Consider the following 18754-nt stretch of genomic DNA (forward strand, 5'->3'; position numbering starts at 1 on the left):
TCGTCGGTGAATTACGGCGCCGTGCGCGCGATGTCCTGCTCAATAAGGCTATTGCTCAGGAAGAACAGGTGGCACTCAGTGAACCCGCAGAGGATTTGCTGTCCCTGAAAGATATGGATAAGGGCTTGGCGCACTTGCTGGCCAGCAAGGGTGTTATTACTTCCGAGGACTTGGCGGAACTGGCTACGAGCGAGCTATGCGAGATGGTCGGTGTGGATGCAGAGCGGGCCAAGGCTCTCATTCTGGAGGCGCGTGCGCCCTGGTTTGTTTGATACAGACCCTGTCCCCGCGACGTATGTCTGCTGGGTAGCGGTTTTGGAGAATGAGGATTATGACGGTAACTGTCGCCAATTTTGCTGCTGAATTGGGTGTAACGAATGCTCGGCTGTTAGAGCAGTTGAACGCTGCGGGCATTCCTAAGAATACGGCCGAGGATGTGGTCACTGAGGATGATAAACATCGTCTTCTCGCTTCGTTGCGCAGCGCGCACGGAGAGGGCGGTGGGGAGTTGCGCCGCATTACACTCAACCGCACCAGCACCACGGAAATAAAACAGTCTGTAGGCGCCGGGAAATCGCGTACGGTGCAGGTGGAAGTGCGCCGCAAACGAACTTACGTCAAACGCGAAGCGGCGGTCGAAGAGGCGGCGGAATCTGTTGTCCTTGAGCCATCTCCGAGTGCTGATCAGGTGATCCCGGTTTTAATAGAGTCGGCGCTGGAGTCTGTGGTAGCTACAGAAGCGGTTTCTGCAGGAGAGCCAGTGCAGGCGCCGGTGCCTGCGGAAGACGTGGCCGATCAGCAGGTGCAGCCGGCACCCGCGGCGGCGGCGATGGAACCTCTTGTGCAGCAGGCCCCTTCGCGCTCTGAAGCGAAGCTGGTACCCACAGCTTCGCGTACTCCAGAACGGTCTAGTCCTGATCGCAGCCGAACACCGACAATCAGTACGGATCGCGCACGTCCCGCCGCAGCATCGCCGGCCAGCAGAACGCCTGCCGCGGCGACGCCAGCGAAAGGCAAAAAAGCCGGGCCGGGGGGCGCGCGCGCCGGGGATGATGATGCCCGCCGCAGTGGTGCTGCCCGGCGGGGCGGGCGACGTAGTGATGAGGGCGGCAATGCCGATGCCCTGGCACGGCGTCGCAAGTCCGGAGATAAACGCGGCCGCGGCAAGGGCGGTCCTGCCGCCAGTGAATGGGCGGCAGCGCCGGTCATCCGTGAAGTGGCGGTTCCAGAAACGATTACGGTGGGTGAGTTGGCTAGCCGGATGGCGATCAAGGCCACTGACGTGATCAAAACGATGATGAAGATGGGGGTGATGGCTACTATCAATCAGGTGATTGATCAGGAAACCGCCGCCATTGTCGTAGAGGAACTGGGGCACAAGGTGAAGTTGGTGGGAATCACCAGTCCCGAGGCTTTTTTAGTAGAGGATGGGATTGCGGAGACACCGATCATGGGTCGACGGCCTCCGGTGGTGACGGTCATGGGGCACGTGGACCACGGCAAGACATCACTATTGGATCGGATTCGCTCTGCACAGGTGGCCAGTGGTGAGGCTGGGGGTATTACCCAGCACATCGGTGCCTACCATGTGGAGACGCCCAAGGGGATGGTGACCTTCCTCGATACACCGGGCCATGAGGCGTTTACGGCCATGCGTGCCCGTGGTGCGCAGGCGACGGATATTGTCGTGCTGGTGGTGGCCGCCGATGACGGCGTGATGCCGCAGACGATTGAAGCGATTCACCACGCCAAGGCCGCTAAAGTGCCCATCGTGGTGGCGGTCAACAAAATCGATAAGCCGTCCGTAGACCCGGAACGCATACGCCAGGAACTCGCCGGGCATGAAGTGGTGCCTGAGGAGTGGGGCGGTGACACTCAATTTGTGAATGTTTCCGCGAAGACAGGGTTGCATATTGATGATTTGCTTGACGCGATTCTGTTACAGGCGGAGATGCTCGATCTGGAAGTCCAGGTAAACGGTCCGGCGAAGGGTGTGGTCATCGAGTCCCGACTGGATCGTGGACGCGGCGTCGTGGCATCTGTGCTCGTACGGCAGGGTACCTTGCATACGGGTGATATGCTTCTGGCTGGAGCACAGTTTGGACGGGTGCGGGCGTTGGTGGACGATACGGGCCAGTCGACACAGTTGGTGGCTCCTGGCATGCCGGCAGAAGTGTTGGGTCTGGGGGATGTACCGCACGCCGGTGACGAGGTGGTCGTGGTTGCCGATGAGCGTAAAGCCCGCGAAGTCGCGCTTTTTCGCCAAGGTAAATTCCGTGATGTGCGTTTGGCGAAGCATCAGAAAGCGACGCTGGAAAGCCTGTTCGAGGCCGCTGCAGATGGTCAGTTGCAGCAGTTGAACTTGCTGATTAAGGCGGACGTACAGGGCTCCGTAGAGGCCTTGGCCACGACGCTGGAGCGCCTTTCCACTGCCGAGGTGAAGGTCAATGTCATTCACTCCGGGGTCGGTGGAATTACGGAGTCTGATGTGAATCTCGCCGCGGCATCTCAGGCGGTTATCATCGGCTTCAACGTGCGGGCGGAAGCGCCTGCCCGGCGTCTGATTGACCATAGCGGCGTGGATGTCCGTTATCACAGCGTCATTTATGATGCGGTGGACGAGGTGAAGGCCGCGATGAGTGGTATGCTCGCTCCCGAAATCCGTGAGCGTGTTCTGGGTCATGCGCAGGTGCGCGATACGTTCCGGGTGCCCAAGGTGGGTATGATTGCTGGTTGTATGATTACCGACGGCATCTTGCGGCGTAACGCCAAGGTCCGGGTGCTCCGTCAGGATGTGGTCATTCATGCCGGAGAAATGGATTCCTTGCGGCGCTTCAAAGAAGATGTCAAAGAAGTGCGTGAAGGCTTTGAGTGTGGTGTGGGTGTCCGCAACTTCAATGATCTGAAAAACGGCGACGTGATTGAGGCTTTCGAAACCACCGAAGTGGCACGAACGGTCTAGGAGTCGGTTTTGCATAGTTCTCATCGCGCGTATCCGCGCGGCGCCAGGGTGGCCCATTTACTGCGGGAAGAAATAGCAGCGGTGTTGCCGCGCCTGCATGGGATGCCTTCCGACTTGGTTCTGCTGCCCCCCAGTATCACCATGGTGGATTTGCCAACGGATATGCGCTCGGCGACCGTATATTTTTCGCTGATGGATGGTCCTGAGCGGGCCGGTGCAGTGCGTCAGGTGTTACAGGATCATGCCGGAGAAATCCGTCAGCTGCTGGGTCGGCGTTTGGCCTTGCGGCGTATTCCGCCCCTGCATTTTATTTACGATGCGCGTTTTGATCGGGGTGCAGAAATGGCGGAACTCCTGGCACATCTGCCACCGGCGCAGGAACCGGAACAAGAGGATCTGCCATGAATTGTCAACATGGTCTGCTACTCTTCGACAAACCTGCGGGACTGACGTCTAATGCAGCCTTGCAGCGGGTTAAACGCCTGCTCGGCATTAAAAAAGCCGGGCATACGGGAAGCCTCGATCCCATCGCTACCGGGTTGCTGGTCTTGCTCTTTGGTGAGGCCACCAAAGTCTCTGATTATATTCTCAACGCGGACAAGTCCTATCGAGCAACTTTGCGTTTGGGGCAAACCACGACAACCGGTGACAGCGAAGGAGAAATCCTCGAAGAGCGACCGGTTACCACCAGCGAAGAGCAGGTGTGTATGGTATTACCGCAGTTTTCCGGTGTGATCGCGCAAATCCCGCCTATGTATTCGGCGATCAAACAGGGTGGCAAGCCACTGTACGAACTGGCGCGCAAGGGCCTGGAAGTGGAGCGGGCGGCGCGGCAGGTACGGATCGATGCGCTCGACCTGATTTTGTTGGACGGCGACTGTTTGGTGCTGGATGTGCGCTGTTCTAAGGGCACCTATATCCGCAGTCTGGCAGCAGACATCGGTGCAGCACTGGGGTGTGGTGCGCATGTCAATGGCTTGCGGCGGACCTCTACCGGTCCCTTTGATATTGCGCAGGCGTTGACCCTGGAAGCGCTTGCTGAGGTGCTTGGGCGTGAGGAATGCCCGCTTAAAGCCATGGATCTGGCTTTAGATTATTTGCCGGCGGTGACTCTGACGGAGAACACTGCCTATTACCTGCGTCAGGGACAGGGGGTCGTGGTTGCCCATACACCTGCTTCCCTTGGGCGCATTCGCCTCTATGGACCGATGGGCCAGTTCCTCGGTTTGGGAGAGGTTATGGACGACGGAAAGGTGGCGCCTCGCCGCCTCATGAGCGTAAACTAGGGGTTATTGTTTTTTAGAATTTCCGAGGAGCAGGAATTATGTCGTTGTCTCGTGATATCAAAGCAGCAGTTGTCCAGGGCTATGCCACACATGTGGGGGATACGGGTTCTCCGGAAGTACAGGTCGCCCTGCTGACTACCCGTATTGAAGGGCTGGCAGATCATTTTAAGATCAACAAACATGACCATCATTCCCGTCAAGGCCTTTTGAAAATGGTCGGCCAGCGCCGCAAGTTGCTGGATTACTTGAAGAGACGGGATGTGAATCGTTATCGCACGCTGATCGAACGTCTGGGTCTGCGGAAATAAGGAGAAGATTTTGACCATTATTCGGAAAGAAGTGGATTTTGGCGGTCGTCGCCTGCAGCTGGAAACGGGCCGAATGGCACGCCAGGCAGATGGTGCGGCACTGGTTTCTAGCGGGGATACGGTCGTTCTGGTAACGGCAGTGGCCCGCCGGGAGATGAAGCCGGGCCAGGATTTCTTTCCGTTAACGGTGAACTATCAGGAAAAGACCTATGCAGCGGGCAAAATTCCTGGTGGCTTCTTTAAGCGTGAAGGGCGGCCCGCTGAAAAAGAGACGCTGACTTCACGTCTGATCGATCGTCCCATCCGGCCGCTCTTTCCCAAGGGCTTTATGAATGAAGTGCAGGTTATCGCCACGGTATTGTCAGTGGATCGGGATAATGATCCCGATATCTTGGCGTTGGTCGGTGCTTCAGCGGCCCTGGCGATTTCCGGCATTCCGTTCAATGGTCCGATTGGTGCGGCCCGGGTGGGTTATATCGACGGACAATATGTGCTGAACCCCAGTTACTCGCAACTGACTACCTCGCAACTGGATCTCGTGGTGTCAGGGACCCGGCAGGCGGTACTCATGGTGGAGTCTGAGGCGCAGCAATTGTCCGAAGAGATCATGCTGGAAGCGGTGATGTTCGGGCACGCGCAGTTCCAGCCGGTTATTGAGACGATTGAGGCTCTGGCGCGGGAAGCCGGTAAATCGCGCTGGGAGTGGGTGGCGCCGGTGGCCGATGTGGCACTGGGCGCGCAGGTGCGCGAGAAAGCCACCCCGCTCTTGCAGGAGGCTTATGCCCTGACAGAGAAGCAAGCACGCAGTAAGCGCCTGGAAGACGTGCAGCAGTCGATGGCGATAGCCTTTGCCGCAGAAGATGCACAGCGCGGCGATCTGGTTCGTGGTCTGTTGAAAAAAATTGAAACGAGCATTGTGCGCGGCCGCATTTTGGATGGTGCGCCACGCATTGATGGTCGGGACAGCAGGACGGTGCGTCCCATCACCATTGAGGCGGGCGTGTTGCCGCGGACCCACGGTTCGGCGCTCTTTACCCGGGGTGAAACCCAGGCCTTGGTGGTGGCGACGTTGGGCACCAAGGGCGATGAGCAGATCATTGATGCCCTGCAAGGGGAGAGTCGTGATCGTTTTATGCTGCATTATAACTTTCCACCCTTCTCTACCGGTGAGACGGGCATGGTAGGCTCCCCCAAACGCCGGGAAATCGGTCACGGGCGTTTGGCGAAACGGGCGATAGCGGCGGTCCTGCCAAGTAACAGCGAATTCCCGTACAGTTTGCGGGTGGTCTCTGAAGTGCTGGAGTCCAATGGCTCTTCCAGCATGGCGACGGTTTGCGGTGCCTCCCTGGCGCTGATGGATGCCGGTGTGCCCCTCAAGGCGCCCGTGGCGGGTGTGGCCATGGGTCTCATCAAGGAAGGCGACCGCTTTGCCGTCCTCACCGATATCCTGGGTGACGAAGATCACCTGGGTGATATGGATTTCAAGGTGGCGGGCACCGAACAGGGGGTGACCGCCCTGCAGATGGATATCAAGATTGACGGGATTACCCGGGAAATCATGGCACAGGCGCTTAAGCAGGCGCTGGCTGGGCGGCTGCATATCCTTGGGCTGATGAATGGCGTGCTGTCTATGAGCCGTGGCGAGCTGTCTGACTATGCACCGCGTATTATCTCCATCCAGATCAATCCGGATCGTATTCGCGACGTCATTGGACCGGGTGGCAAGGTCATCCGCGCCCTGACCGAAGAAACGGGTGCGACCATTGATATTCAGGACAACGGTACGGTAACCATTGCTTCTGTGGATGGTGAAGCTGGCGCCGCAGCGAAGCGGCGTATTGAACTGCTGACGGCGGATGTGCAGGTTGATACCATTTACGATGGCAAAGTGGCTAAGATCATGGATTTTGGTGCCTTTGTGACGATTCTGCCGGGACGGGATGGCTTGCTGCACATTTCCCAGATCAGCAGCGAGCGGGTCAGTGACGTCCACGATCACCTCAAGGAAGGGCAGGCAGTGCGTGTCAAGGTCCTGGAAGTGGATCGTCAGGGCAAGATCAAACTGAGTATGAAGGATATCCCGCAATAAGTGGTCCGCTGACATCATTTCAATATTGTTGAACGCCAATGGGGGTGGGGGTGGACGGGTATGGTCCACCCTTGCTTTTTGTGGGCTACCGGTGCGCGGATGTCGCCTGAAAATAGATGGTCTTAGAAAGGTCTCTCTCTTTGCATACACTCTTTTATAATTTTTTCCTGATATGACGCGCGCTACCGGATCGCTCTGCACAACGCTGGATAATGGTGTGACGGTGATCAGTGAGCGCCTGCCCGGACGCCGGAGTGTGGCTTTGTCACTGACCGTCGGCAATGGCAGCCGTGATCAGGCCGCCGACGAAAACGGCTTTGCCCATTTGCTGGAGCACATGCTCTTCAAAGGTAGCACGGAGCGCGATGGCGATGCGCTCAATGCGGCCATGGAGTCGCTGGGTGGCACCATCAATGCGTTTACGGATCGCGAAAGCACGGTATTTCACGGGACCGTACTGGCGGAAGATGCTGCTGAAGCCTTTACACTGCTGACCGAGCTGCTGACGAAACCGCGCTTTGACCATGCTGACCTGCGCCTCGAAAAGCGGGTAGTCGCGCAAGAGGCGGCCATGGCCGCTGAGGATGTAGAGGACTGGGCGCAGGAGCGTGCTCTCGTGGAAATCTGGGGAGATCATCCCCTGGCCTGGCCGGTGCTGGGGAATGCGCGTTGTATTCGGGCAGCGAGTCAGAAACGGCTGCGCGCCTACCATCAGCGGGTCCTCGCTGAATCGCCACTGATAGTCACCGCCGTCGGGGAGGTGGAACATGCGGCGCTCTGTGCCTGGGCGGCGGCGGCTTTCCGGGGGCCACGCCATGGCACCCGTGCCGCCATGTCGGCCCCGCAGTTTCATGGCGGGCAGAAACGCCTGCACCGCGCCCAGGCGCAACAGGCGCATCTGATCTGGATGGCGCCGGCTTGCAGCGTTGCTGCAGACGATTACCTGGCTTATGTGGTAGCCAATGCCATACTGGGTGGCGGCACGGCGTCTTACCTGTTCCGCGAACTGCGTGAAAAACGGGGGTTGGCCTATCAGGTATTTTCCCATCTTGACCCCCTCCGGGATTGCGGAGAGTGGACGCTCTATGCAGCTACGCCGGGCGCACAGCAAGCTCAGGCGGCAGAAGCGGTGACGGAGGTCCTGGCTACATTACTGGAGCACGGACCGCAGCCGGAGGATATGGCCTGGGCGAAGCGCAGTCTGCGGATTCAGCTCCTGCTGGGGCAGGAGGACGCGGAAATTCGCATGAGCCGTCTGACGCGTCAATGGCTCTATCTGGGACGCCTGATTCCGGTGGAAGAGTCTCTCCAGATCCTGGCTGCAGTGGACGCCGATGCCGTGTGGCGGGTCTTGCGTAAGGCCTGGACCGAGCGTTTTGAATTGATGTGCCTGCCGACACGGCGCTGAACTCAGGAAAAGTGGTCTTTCCAACGGCGCAGCGTGCCGAAGACGCGGATAGGGTCGTCGCCGGTATTCGGGTCGAAAGCGTTGGCGCTGTTGACCAAGGCGGGCTCATGGCAGCGCAGGAAGGGGTTGCTGGCGCACTCCAGGGCCATGCTGGAGGGCAAGGTAGGTGCGTTGCGCGCGCGCTGTTCGGTGGCCTCTTTTTGGCGCTGCGCTATGACCGGGTTCTCCGGGTCGACCTGTGCTGCGAAGCACAGATTGCTGAGGGTGTATTCGTGGGCGCAATAGACGGCGGTATCCTTCGGCAATGCGGCGAACTGTTGCAGGCTGTGGAACATCTGCGCTGCCGTGCCCTCAAAGAGGCGCCCGCAACCCGCGGCGAAGAGGGTGTCGCCGCAGAAAAGCGCGTCTTTCCAGATATAGGCGAGATGATCGCGGGTATGACCGGGCACTTCCAGCACGGTGAGCAACCCCTCGTCCAGTGCTAAAGAACCTGCACGGACGGCGTGGGTGAGTTGTGGAATGCGCTGATTGGCGCCATAGACCGGTATCCGGAAATGTTGCACCAGTGCTTCCACGCCACCGGTGTGGTCCGCATGATGGTGGGTGCAGAGAATGGCGCTAGGACGGAGCTGATGTTCTGCGCACCAAGCGAAGACGGGGTCGGCGCAACCGGGGTCGATAATCCATGCGCCTTTGGGTGTTTCTGCGATGTAGATGTAGTTATCCGTGAAGGCGGGGATAAAATGAATGGGCATTTTTGCATCTCGCTCCGGGCAAGGTACCATAGGCCCATTATGGCATTGAATTGGGGTACCCGACGCTAGTGTTTTCTTTTTCTGCCGCTGCAAGGCTATTGCGCTGATATGCAGAGTCTGGGACGTCGCAGTCGACCGCGGGAGCGTCGTGCCGCCATCTGGTGGGATGGGAGTAGCGGTCGCCTCTTGCTGGACCGTGCCCGGGATATTCTGCCGCGCTGGGTAGAACGCTTGCAGCCGGAGACCATTCTGCAACTCGGGCAACCCGTTTTCTGGGGACTGCCGCCCGGCCATGATCATACCTGGGTGTTGCTCAATGATGGCTTTGTCTTGCCTGCCGACGAGTATCTGCAAGCCTATGGCGCCTGTGAGGCGATGCCTTTTGCGGCCATGCGTTTCGATCTGGTTATCGTCCCTTTCTGTCTTACCCGGATAGCCAATCCGCAGGCAGTGTTGGAGGAGTGCTGGCGGGTGCTGCGTCCCGAGGGACATGTGCTGATTATGGACTTCAACCCAGGGGGTAGTCTGAGTGTAGTCCGCCGCTGGCACCTCTGGCGCCGGGACCGCGCCTGGCCGTGGCGGCGTCCCTTTCTGCCACTGGGACGACTGCGCACCCTGCTGGAAGAGCAGGATTTTGTGCTGCGCGAGGGACGCTACTTTCAATATTCCGTGCCGGGCCTGAAGCGCAATGCGCAATGGATGGAACTGATGGGCGACCGCTGGTGGCCGGCAGGGGCCAACGCCTATTTGTTGCTGGCACAGCGGCGTGATCCCGAGCGCCCGTTGGTCGGCGCGCTGCGTCCGCTCAAATTGCGTTCTGGACGTCAAAAAGTCCGTTCCGAAGCGCCGGTTGCTTATGATGCCCCCAATCCTGCTGAGAACCCTGTATCATGCCAAAAAAAATCATAGAGTTATTTACTGATGGGGGTTGCCGCGGTAATCCGGGTATGGGGGCTTGGGGTGCGTGTCTGCGGCTGGCAGGGCAGGAGAAGGTCTTATGGGGCTTCGTTCCAGAAACGACGAACAATCGGATGGAGTTGACCGCGGCTTTGCGTGGCCTGGAGGCACTTAAACGTCCCAGCGTCGTGCGGGTAATCAGTGATTCCCGTTATCTGCGCGATGGTATGACCCAATGGCTGGCTGGCTGGCAGCGCCGGGGCTGGCGGACGGCCGCTGGGGATGCGGTAAAAAATAAGGACATTTGGGAGCGCTTGGTGACGGTGGCGGCACCTCACGAGATTCAATGGGAGTGGGTGAGAGGGCACTCGGGGCATATCGAGAATGAACGGGTAGACGCGTTGCTGAATCTGGTCATGGATCAATATGCAGCGGGTGGGCAGGCACAGGAGGGGGAAGGATGGCTGTGAGGCAGGTGGTGCTGGATACGGAAACCACGGGCATCGACTGGAGGCAAGGGCATCGGGTGATTGAAATCGGTGCCGTGGAACTTATCGACCGGCGGGTGACAGGGGTACATTACCAGCAATATCTCAATCCGCAGCGCAGCAGTGATCCCGAGGCCTTGCGGGTGCATGGACTGACCGCCGAGTTTTTGCAGGATAAGCCGGGTTTCGCGGAGGTCGCGGACGCCTTTCTGGACTTCCTGGGTGACGCGGAACTCATTATTCACAATGCGCCTTTTGATCTGGGTTTTTTGAATCATGAACTGCAACAGGTGGAAAAAGCACCATTAAGGCAGGCGGTAATGGATACCCTGGTGGATGCGCGCCGCCGCCACCCCGGCCAGAAAAATGATCTGAACAGTTTGTGCCGACGCTATAGTGTGGACAACAGTCGTCGTGATCTGCACGGTGCCTTGCTGGACTGCGAGATACTCGCTGAGGTCTACCTGGCTATGACGGGTGGGCAGGTGGATATGATGGGGTTGTTGGGTGCTGCGGGTGGCTCCCATGCCGCAGCGGAAGCGCAACGCTCTGCGAATGGTCGGAGCGCGGTCATTCCGGCGGCATTAGCGCGGCCACGAGACCCCTTGCGGGTGATTCGCGCCAGTCCCGAGGAGTGCGCGGTCCATCAGCAATATTTGCGGAATATGGGGGCCACAGCATTGTGGTCTGAGGATTAAAAAGGAATGACCCGAGTGCGCAATTTCGCTGTTCAGGCCGGATATTCGGCAAAGTCTGCTTTGCGCTCGATCAACTCGATGCGGTAGCCATCGGGGTCTTCCACGAAGGCGATGACGGTGTTGCCATGCTTCATGGGCCCCGCCTCGCGCACCACCTTCCCGCCCCGCTGGCGGATACGGTCACAGGCCGCCCCGGCATCTTCTACTGCAATGGCGATATGCCCGAAGGCGTCGCCGAGCTCGTAATGTTCCACGCCCCAGTTATAGGTCAGCTCGATGACCGCCCCGGCACTCTCGTTCTGATAACCGACGAAGGCCAGGGTAAATTCGCCCTCGGGATAATCTTTACGGCGCAGGAGATGCATGCCGAGCACCTCTGTGTAGAAGGCAATGGCGCGATCCAAATCGACGACGCGAAGCATGGTGTGCAGTATGCGCATGAGAATCTCCTTAACTTGAAAGCAGGTAATCCAGAGGCTCCACCACTTCTAGCCGGTAGCTCTGGTTGGCAGGAATGACCATGCTGTCGCCAGTATGCAACTCCTGAGTGTCATTGGCGCCTTCGGCGCGATAGTAGGCTATTCCACTGAGTATCTGCATGGTTTCCATTACTTCGCTGCGCAAAGTATAGATGCCCGGGTGCAGAAGGGTGAGACTGTGCATGCTGCCATCGGCGAGAATAACGCTGCGTTCACTGCGTCGCCCGTCCAGAGAGATGCGGCTGGTTTTGCCCAGTGCGTTGGCCGGTACATGCTGCTCGGGAGCCATCGCCGTTAACCCTGCAAACGTTTTTCGATGCGCAAACGCAGCGCATTGAGCTTGATGAAGCCCTCGGCATCTTTCTGATCGTAGGCGCCGGCATCATCTTCAAAGGTGGCAATGCGTGGATCAAAAAGACTCTCTTGGGACTGCCGTCCCACCACCATACAACTCCCCTTGTAGAGTTTGAGGCGCACCACACCATTGACCAGTCGCTGGGTCTGATCGATGAGCGTTTGCAGGGCGCGGCGTTCCGGGCTCCACCAGAAGCCGTTGTAGATGATACTGGCGTAGCGGGGCATGAGCTCATCCTTGAGATGGGCGACTTCCCGGTCCAGGGTGATAGATTCGATAGCGCGATGGGCCTTGAGCAGAATGGTGCCGCCGGGGGTTTCATAGCAACCTCGGGATTTCATGCCGACGTAGCGGTTTTCGACAATATCCAGGCGCCCGATGCCGTGCTCGCCGCCGACCGTGTTGAGGTGCGCCAGCAACTGCGCGGGCGTGAGCGGTTCGTCGTCGATGGCGATCGGGTCGCCGTGGGCAAAGGCGATCTCCAGATAACGGGGCTGATCTGGCGCTTGTTCCGGCGCGGTGGTCCAGCGCCACATACTGTCCTCGGCTTCCGCCCAGGGGTCTTCGAGAATGCCGCCTTCATAGGAAATATGCAGAAGGTTGGCATCCATGGAGTAGGGGGATTTTTTGCCGTGGCGTTCCACCGGAATGCCATGCTGTTCGGCATAAGCGAGGAGCTTTTCGCGGGAGTTCAGATCCCATTCCCGCCAGGGGGCGATGACCTGAATGTCGGGGTTGAGGGCATATGCTCCCAGCTCAAAACGCACCTGATCGTTACCCTTGCCGGTAGCCCCATGGGCGACGGCATCGGCACCGACGTCGGCGGCGATTTCCACCATGCGTTTGGCGATGAGGGGCCGGGCGATGGAGGTACCCAGCAGGTACTCGCCCTCGTAGATGGTGTTGGCGCGGAACATGGGGAACACGTAATCACGGACGAATTCCTGGCGCAGATCATCAATGAAGATTTCTCTGGCACCGAGCTTCTCCGCCTTGGCGCGCGCCGGTTCCAGCTCTTCACCCTGGCCGATGTCGGCGGTGAAGGTGACTACGTCGCACTGGTACTGATCCTGCAGCCACTTGAGGATGACCGAAGTATCCAGACCACCGGAATAGGCGAGAACGACTTTCTTGACCATGCATCAATCTCCTTGCAGTGCGGCCACGGGGCCGATGCCAAATAATAATTCCATCAGGGCTTTCTGGGCGTGCAGGCGGTTTTCCGCCTCTTCCCAGACGACAGACCGGGGTCCATCGATGACATCGGCGCTGACCTCCTCGCCACGGTGGGCAGGAAGGCAGTGCATAAATAAGGCGTCCGCCGCCGCCGCGGCCATGAGCGTGGTGTTGACCTGGAAAGGGGCGAAAATCGCTTTGCGTGCGGCGGCCTCTTCTTCTTGCCCCATGCTGGTCCAGACGTCGGTGACGATCAGGTCGGCACCGCAGGCTGCGGCCATTGCATCGTGCAGGACTGTGACTTGGTTGCCGCCGGTCTGTAGCATTTCGGTGCTGGGTACATACCCTGCAGGGCCGCCGATGCGCAGTCGAAAGTCGAAAATCCGGGCGGCTTCCATCCAAGAGTGAGCCATATTATTGCTGCCGTCGCCGATATAGGCCACAGTCCTGCCGCGCAGGTCACCCCAGTGTTCCGTCGCCGTCATCAGATCGGCCAGAAGTTGACAGGGGTGGTGGTCGTCGGAGAGCCCGTTGATCACCGGCACTTGCGAGGCGGCGGCAAAGCGGATGAGATTGTCGTGACCGAAGGTGCGAATCATCACCATATCGACCATGCGCGAGATTACCCTGGCGGTGTCTTCAATGCTCTCGCCGCGCCCCAGTTGGATATCCCGTGGTGAGAGAAAAAGGGCGTGACCGCCCAACTGCGCCATGCCCGTCTCAAATGACACCCGGGTGCGGGTGGAGGATTTCTCGAAGATCATCGCCAGTGTCCGGCCCGCGCAAGGGGCGTAGCGCTCGCCCGCACGCTGGATTTTCTTCAGGGCGATGGCGCGCTGCAGGAGTGCCCGCAGTTCGCTGGGGCCGAGATCGGAGAGGCGTAAAAAGTGACGAATATTCATGATGCGGATTCCAGAAGGCTGGCCAGGCCAGCGACGAGGAGGTCGATTTCCGCCGCTTGCAGAATCAGTGGCGGCAACAGACGGATCACCCGTTCGGCAGTGACGTTGATAAGTAGTCCCGCTTCCAGGGCGCGTTCCACCAGACGTTCGGGCTTATGGGCCAGTTCGATACCGACCATCAGGCCCATGCCGCGCACTTCCACCACCTCGGGATGTTGTCCCAGGCGCTCTTGCAGGCGCTGGCGCAGCAGGGCACCCATACGTTCGGCGTGGGCTGGTATGGCTTCCCGCTGCATGGTATCCAGTACGGCTTGCGCGGCGGCACAGACCAAAGGCCCGCCACCGAAGGTGGTGCCGTGTTTGCCCGGTCCGAAGAGGGCAGTGGTCGACTGGCGGGCGAGCATGGCACCGATGGGTACCCCGTTGCCCAGTCCTTTGGCGAGGCTGAGCACATCGGGAAGCAGACCAGGAATCTGCTGGTAGGCGAAGAAAGCCCCGGTACGACCGATGCCTGTCTGCACTTCGTCCAGCATCAGGAGTAGTCCATGCGCGTCGCAGACTTCCTGTAAGCCCATCAGAAAACCTTCAGGCGCCGGGCGTACACCGCCTTCGCCCTGAACAGGTTCGACGAGAATGGCGCAAATGCCGGGGTTGGCTGCAACCAGCGCGCGGACGGTGTGGAGATCGCCATAAGGGGCGCGCACAAAGCCTGGCATCAAGGGGCCGAAGCCTTCCTGGATGCGAAAATTACCGGTGGCCGTCAGTGCCGCCAGGGTGCGGCCATGAAAAGCGTTGCTGAATACCAGAATCTGCGGTTCGGCGATGCCTTTGCCATGACCATGGAGACGGGCGATTTTGATGGCCGCTTCATTGGCCTCGGCACCGCTATTGCAGAAAAAGGCCGCATCCATCCCACTGATCGCGCAGAGGGTGTCAGACAGTTTTTCCTGCGCAGGAATGTGGTAGAGATTGGAGGTGTGTAGCAGTTGCCCGGCCTGGGCCTGCAAGGCGCGGGTCACGGCCGGATGGCTGTGACCCAGGCCACAGACGGCGATCCCTGCCAGGGCGTCCAGATAACGGCGCCCCTCGGTATCATAGAGCCATACTCCCTCGCCCCTCGCAAAAGCGACTGGTAGTCGGGCATAAGTGGACATGAGTGGCATCAGGCGGGTACCTCTCCGTCCAGGGCGAAAGCCGCGTGCAGTGCCCGCACCGCCAGTTCCAGATATTTTTCTTCAATGACGACCGAAATCTTGATCTCAGAGGTGGATATCATCTGGATATTGATGTTTTCCCGTGCCAGCGTTTCGAACATGGTGGCGGCGATACCGGCATGGGAGCGCATCCCGACGCCCACCACGGAAACCTTGACGATGTGGGTATCGCCCCGTACATCCTCGGCGCCGAGTTCCCGGGCCACGCCCTGGAGAATACCCTGGGTCTTGGCGAAATCATTGCGCTCCACCGTGAAGGTGAAGTCGGTTTTACCCGCCTCCGAAACATTCTGGAGGATTACGTCCACATTGATATTGGCCGCGGAAATCGGGCCCAGAATGGCATAGGCAATGCCCGGATGATCGGGCACACCGACGACGGTGATTTTCGCCTCATTGCGGGAGAAGGCGATACCGGAGACACGGGGAGCTTCCACAGAATTTTCCTCATTGGTAACCAGAGTGCCGGGACCATCCTGAAAAGACGACAAGACCCGCACGGGAACATGGTATTTCATGGCGAATTCGACGGAACGGGTTTGTAGAACCTTGGCACCGAGGCTGGCCATTTCCAGCATTTCTTCAAAAGTGATGCGATCCAGGCGGCGTGCCCGGGATTCTACCCGCGGGTCGGTAGTGTAGATGCCATCCACATCGGTGAAAATGTCGCACTCATCGGCATGCAGCGCCGCCGCCAGGGCCACTGCGGTGGTATCCGAACCGCCGCGCCCCAAGGTGGTGATATTGCCATGCGGATCGACTCCCTGAAAGCCCGCGACGACCACAATCTTGCCGGCATCCAGTGCTGCCCGGATCTTATGGTCGTCAATATGCTCAATGCGCGCCCGGGTATGGGCAGAATCGGTCATGATGGCGACCTGCCCGCCGGTGAACGAAATGGCGGGTTGACCGATACTCTCCAGCGCCATGCTCAGCAGCGCAATGGTCACCTGCTCGCCGGTGCTGAGCAGGGTGTCCAGTTCGCGTTCCGCCGGGGCATCGGCCAGGGCGCGCGCCAGTTGCAGGAGACGGTCGGTTTCACCCGACATGGCGGAGACGACCACCACTACCTGATGACCGGTGCGATGACTGGCCGTGACCCGTTCCGCGACGGCCCGGATGCGTTCCACGCTGCCAACGGAGGTGCCGCCAAACTTCTGTACGATGAGTGCCATTTTCAGTGATTTCATGAAAAATTAAGGGCAAATGATAAATCGTTGCGGCGGGGTCTGTACAGGACGCGCTACGGACGTCCTTTGCGGAAGCCGTTTGCGGTGCTGTGCCGACAATATTTTCTGGTGGTTAGGCGTGCGGGGGCGGCAAGTGCGGCAAGCAAGATCCTATGCTTCGGCAGGATGGGCGCGCCGGCGGGAGCGGAAATGTTTGCCCACCAGGATGAGGAACTGGATGGTCTGCTGGGTTTCGGGTTGCCTGATGATCTCCCAGAGGCCGCCCACGCCGCCCTTGGGCGTGGGGGCATGGGCGGATTCTTCAGCGGCGCCGGCGAGAGACTGGAGGAGATCCGTCATGACATGGGTCTTTTCGATCTGCTCGGCCACCTCTAGCAGGCGTTCCGCCGTGCCTGCGCGCGTGATGCGGTCCACCAGACAGAGGGCATCCCCCGCCATGCCAGCCATCCGGCTGATCATCTCGTCGCTCATGGCATCCTGGGCAGAGCCGATCAAGCGCGCGAGCTGGACGAGGCGGTCAAGGTCGCCATTGTTGACCAGCTCGGCCAAGGCCTCCTGGGCCCGGCGCAGTTCGGCATCGTGGGTATGGTGTTCTGAGATTACGGTAGCCATGCTGTCCTCCCTCTTTAGAGTAAACCACGGGCAGTCGCCCAGTAGAGTTGATTGTAGGCCATCTTGAAGGCATGGACGGCACCGGTTGGCACTTTGGGCTGGGGCGGCGTCTGGTAGTTGAACGAAGCATAGGTGGCGCGCTCCTTGCCCGCTTCAATGAAGCAGAAGACCTTGCCGTCATATTCCCGCACCGGGCACCCAATCTTGATCAGTGCCGCGACATTTTCAGCGGCGACCTCTGCCTCATAATGGGCGGTGGAACCGGCCTTGCTGATGGGAATATTGGTGGTATCGCCCAGTACCAGAACATTTTTACCATATTCACCTTCCATATGCAGGCTGTTGCGATGGGTAGGGATCCAACCGTTTTCACCGAGACCATTTTTCTCGATAACCTCCTGACCCTTGTGCGGCGGAACCGCCACCAACAGGTCGTATTTCACGGCAGCACCTTCCTCGCTGAGGACGGCAGCATTTTTGCCATCCACCTCCTTCATGTTGAAGAAGGTTTCATATCGGATGCCCATGCGGTCGAATTCCGGTGCCGCCCACTTGGCGACATTCTCCAGGCTATGGACGCGACCGATGGGATAGGTGTAGTAAAACTCCGTCTTGTCCAGCAGACCGCGATCCTTGATGAAGTCGTGCATGGCAAAGGTGATTTCCAGCGGAATCATCGGACATTTGTGCGGCAGGCCGACGGTGATGACGATGCGTCCGCCCTTGAACGCCGACAGTTGCCTGAAAAAGTTCAGCGCGTCATCCGCCGTATAGCAGTGGATAGAGTTCTCCCGGAGGCCGGGGATGGTCTCTGGCGTGGGCCGGGAACCTGTGGAGATGACGATGAGATCATACTCATAGACCTTGCCGCTCTTGCACTTGACGTGATTCTCGGCGAGGTGAAACTCTTCCACCGGGTCCACATGGAACTCGATGCCAGGCTCCAACAGGCTTGCCTGCTCACGGACCAGTTCATCCGGGGTGGCACGGCCCATGGCCACATACAACCAGCCAGGCTGATAGATGTGCTGGTGGTTGGCCGAGAGCATGATGATCTGGGTCTTGCCGGTCTTCATTTCGTGTGGGAGACGGCGGGCCAGATGGTTGGCAAAAATAGTACCACCCATACCGCCGCCGATGACGAGAATCTTCATGATGCACTCCTTCGTAATGATGGGTTATTTTTCTTTGCGGACTCGAATATGCCAGGTCCCTTCGGCATCCTGTTCCGTATTGATCATTGTATGGCCGACCTTCTTGATCCACTCCGGGACATCGGCGGCGGAACCGGCATCCGTGGACAGGAGTTCCAGGACATCGCCCACAGCCATCATCTTCATATTTGATATCAATTCCATCAACGGCCCGGGACAAAAACTGCCACGGGCATCTACGACTCTTTGTATGCTCATCACCAGCTCCTTGCTCAACAGCATTAAAAATGAGGATCTGTGCTCCTTCGCAATATACGGAAAGGCATTTATCGACAAAAATTTAATGTGTCCTTCCGATCCCCACATCGCCATCGCCGCAAATGATGATATACTACTTGCCAAATCATAAATGGCTGCTGCCGTGTGCTACACGTTGGTTAATAGATTCTGTTCGTACTGCGAAATTAGTTCACGGCCATCGCATATTGAAATCCTAATTGAAACGCTCCCTGAAATGGCCGAATGTATCGGACATTGGTGCAACATCCTAATCAGAACTGTCTCGTCTTCTGCCGACAGTTGTAAAGGTAATTTCAATATAATATCAGCACATTCTATCCGAACGGAACCGGTATTTTTTACTGCCATGCAGATGGTTGTCAGGCAACATGATTTTAGATTCCTGCGCTCCAGAAACCGCAAGGCGAGTTCAGCTATGCATTGACCAAGAGCTATGTTTAACATGTGCAATGGGGTGAGTTGTGCATCATCCAAAGAAAAC

20 protein-coding genes (1 of these 20 cut by a window edge) are annotated in these 18754 nt (G+C 58.6%); 10 read left to right on the top strand and 10 right to left on the bottom strand.

What is annotated here, in order from left to right:
* From nusA to H2515_RS03045, 7 genes are all read left to right on the top strand, one after another.
* A protein-coding gene (gene nusA / locus H2515_RS03015; protein ID WP_065412422.1) for a transcription termination factor NusA crosses the window boundary here: on the top strand, positions 1-272 show its 3' portion. It extends 1210 nt beyond the left edge of the window; 272 of the gene's 1482 nt are visible here — the last part of the coding sequence; its start codon lies beyond the left edge, outside the window; its stop codon occupies positions 270-272.
* Positions 273-331: 59 nt separating this feature from the next.
* Positions 332-2962: a translation initiation factor IF-2 gene (infB, locus tag H2515_RS03020; protein WP_198660896.1), complete on the top strand. Its 2631-nt coding sequence runs from the start codon at positions 332-334 to the stop codon at positions 2960-2962.
* A gap of 9 nt (positions 2963-2971) precedes the next feature.
* Positions 2972-3367 (top strand): ribosome-binding factor A, encoded by a 396-nt coding sequence (locus H2515_RS03025; RefSeq protein ID WP_035193841.1) that lies wholly within the window; start codon positions 2972-2974, stop codon positions 3365-3367.
* Positions 3364-4248 carry a tRNA pseudouridine(55) synthase TruB gene (truB, locus tag H2515_RS03030; protein ID WP_198660897.1) on the top strand — a complete coding sequence of 295 codons (885 nt, stop codon included), beginning with the start codon at positions 3364-3366 and terminating at the stop codon, positions 4246-4248. The genes H2515_RS03025 and truB overlap by 4 nt, the downstream gene beginning before the upstream one ends.
* A gap of 38 nt (positions 4249-4286) precedes the next feature.
* Positions 4287-4556: a 30S ribosomal protein S15 gene (rpsO, locus tag H2515_RS03035; protein WP_014029974.1), complete on the top strand. Its 270-nt coding sequence runs from the start codon at positions 4287-4289 to the stop codon at positions 4554-4556.
* A 10-nt stretch (positions 4557-4566) separates the two neighbouring features.
* On the top strand, positions 4567-6645 hold the full coding sequence (gene pnp, locus H2515_RS03040) for a polyribonucleotide nucleotidyltransferase (RefSeq protein WP_065413589.1): 2079 nt from the start codon (positions 4567-4569) through the stop codon (positions 6643-6645).
* A gap of 217 nt (positions 6646-6862) precedes the next feature.
* A complete protein-coding gene (locus tag H2515_RS03045; protein WP_232821517.1) occupies positions 6863-8053 on the top strand; it encodes a M16 family metallopeptidase in 1191 nt (396 codons plus the stop codon).
* 2 nt (positions 8054-8055) lie between these two features.
* On the opposite strand, the gene gloB is transcribed toward H2515_RS03045, so the two are convergent.
* Positions 8056-8808 carry a hydroxyacylglutathione hydrolase gene (gloB, locus tag H2515_RS03050; RefSeq protein WP_065413591.1) on the bottom strand — a complete coding sequence of 251 codons (753 nt, stop codon included), beginning with the start codon at positions 8806-8808 and terminating at the stop codon, positions 8056-8058.
* A gap of 108 nt (positions 8809-8916) precedes the next feature.
* On the opposite strand from gloB, the gene H2515_RS03055 reads away from it, so the two are divergent.
* From H2515_RS03055 to dnaQ, 3 genes are read left to right on the top strand one after another with little or no spacing between them, the layout of a single operon-like run.
* Complete coding sequence (locus H2515_RS03055; RefSeq protein ID WP_035193832.1) at positions 8917-9717, top strand: class I SAM-dependent methyltransferase; 801 nt, start codon at positions 8917-8919, stop codon at positions 9715-9717.
* Complete coding sequence (gene rnhA / locus H2515_RS03060; RefSeq protein WP_035193830.1) at positions 9699-10175, top strand: ribonuclease HI; 477 nt, start codon at positions 9699-9701, stop codon at positions 10173-10175. The genes H2515_RS03055 and rnhA overlap by 19 nt, the downstream gene beginning before the upstream one ends.
* Positions 10166-10891: a DNA polymerase III subunit epsilon gene (gene dnaQ / locus H2515_RS03065; RefSeq protein ID WP_035193828.1), complete on the top strand. Its 726-nt coding sequence runs from the start codon at positions 10166-10168 to the stop codon at positions 10889-10891. Before rnhA ends, dnaQ begins: the two co-directional genes overlap by 10 nt.
* 32 nt (positions 10892-10923) lie before the next feature.
* Here dnaQ and gloA read toward each other — a convergent pair whose 3' ends face one another.
* The 9 genes from gloA to H2515_RS03110 all read right to left on the bottom strand — a co-directional run bounded on the left by gloA (position 10924) and on the right by H2515_RS03110 (position 18231).
* Entirely contained in the window at positions 10924-11331 is a 408-nt protein-coding gene (gloA, locus tag H2515_RS03070; protein ID WP_035193826.1) for a lactoylglutathione lyase, read from the bottom strand.
* A 10-nt stretch (positions 11332-11341) separates the two neighbouring features.
* Entirely contained in the window at positions 11342-11659 is a 318-nt protein-coding gene (locus H2515_RS03075; RefSeq protein ID WP_065413593.1) for a pyrimidine/purine nucleoside phosphorylase, read from the bottom strand.
* A 5-nt stretch (positions 11660-11664) separates the two neighbouring features.
* Positions 11665-12864: an argininosuccinate synthase gene (locus H2515_RS03080; RefSeq protein WP_065413594.1), complete on the bottom strand. Its 1200-nt coding sequence runs from the start codon at positions 12862-12864 to the stop codon at positions 11665-11667.
* A gap of 3 nt (positions 12865-12867) precedes the next feature.
* Complete coding sequence (gene argF / locus H2515_RS03085; RefSeq protein WP_198660898.1) at positions 12868-13803, bottom strand: ornithine carbamoyltransferase; 936 nt, start codon at positions 13801-13803, stop codon at positions 12868-12870.
* Positions 13800-14966 carry an aspartate aminotransferase family protein gene (locus H2515_RS03090; RefSeq protein ID WP_198660899.1) on the bottom strand — a complete coding sequence of 389 codons (1167 nt, stop codon included), beginning with the start codon at positions 14964-14966 and terminating at the stop codon, positions 13800-13802. Before H2515_RS03090 ends, argF begins: the two co-directional genes overlap by 4 nt.
* On the bottom strand, positions 14966-16192 hold the full coding sequence (locus H2515_RS03095; protein ID WP_035193819.1) for an aspartate kinase: 1227 nt from the start codon (positions 16190-16192) through the stop codon (positions 14966-14968). The genes H2515_RS03090 and H2515_RS03095 overlap by 1 nt, the downstream gene beginning before the upstream one ends.
* Before the next feature lie 165 nt (positions 16193-16357).
* The gene (locus H2515_RS03100; protein ID WP_051984855.1) at positions 16358-16819 is read right to left on the bottom strand and encodes a hypothetical protein; all 462 of its coding nucleotides are present in this window, start codon (positions 16817-16819) and stop codon (positions 16358-16360) included.
* Positions 16820-16833: 14 nt separating this feature from the next.
* Positions 16834-17973 carry an NAD(P)/FAD-dependent oxidoreductase gene (locus H2515_RS03105; RefSeq protein WP_065413598.1) on the bottom strand — a complete coding sequence of 380 codons (1140 nt, stop codon included), beginning with the start codon at positions 17971-17973 and terminating at the stop codon, positions 16834-16836.
* 24 nt (positions 17974-17997) lie between these two features.
* On the bottom strand, positions 17998-18231 hold the full coding sequence (locus H2515_RS03110; protein ID WP_065413626.1) for a sulfurtransferase TusA family protein: 234 nt from the start codon (positions 18229-18231) through the stop codon (positions 17998-18000).
* Between the last annotated feature and the right edge of the window lie 523 nt (positions 18232-18754).

This window comes from Acidithiobacillus ferrivorans, assembly GCF_016250455.1.
Taxonomy (GTDB): Bacteria; Pseudomonadota; Gammaproteobacteria; order Acidithiobacillales; family Acidithiobacillaceae; genus Acidithiobacillus; species Acidithiobacillus ferrivorans.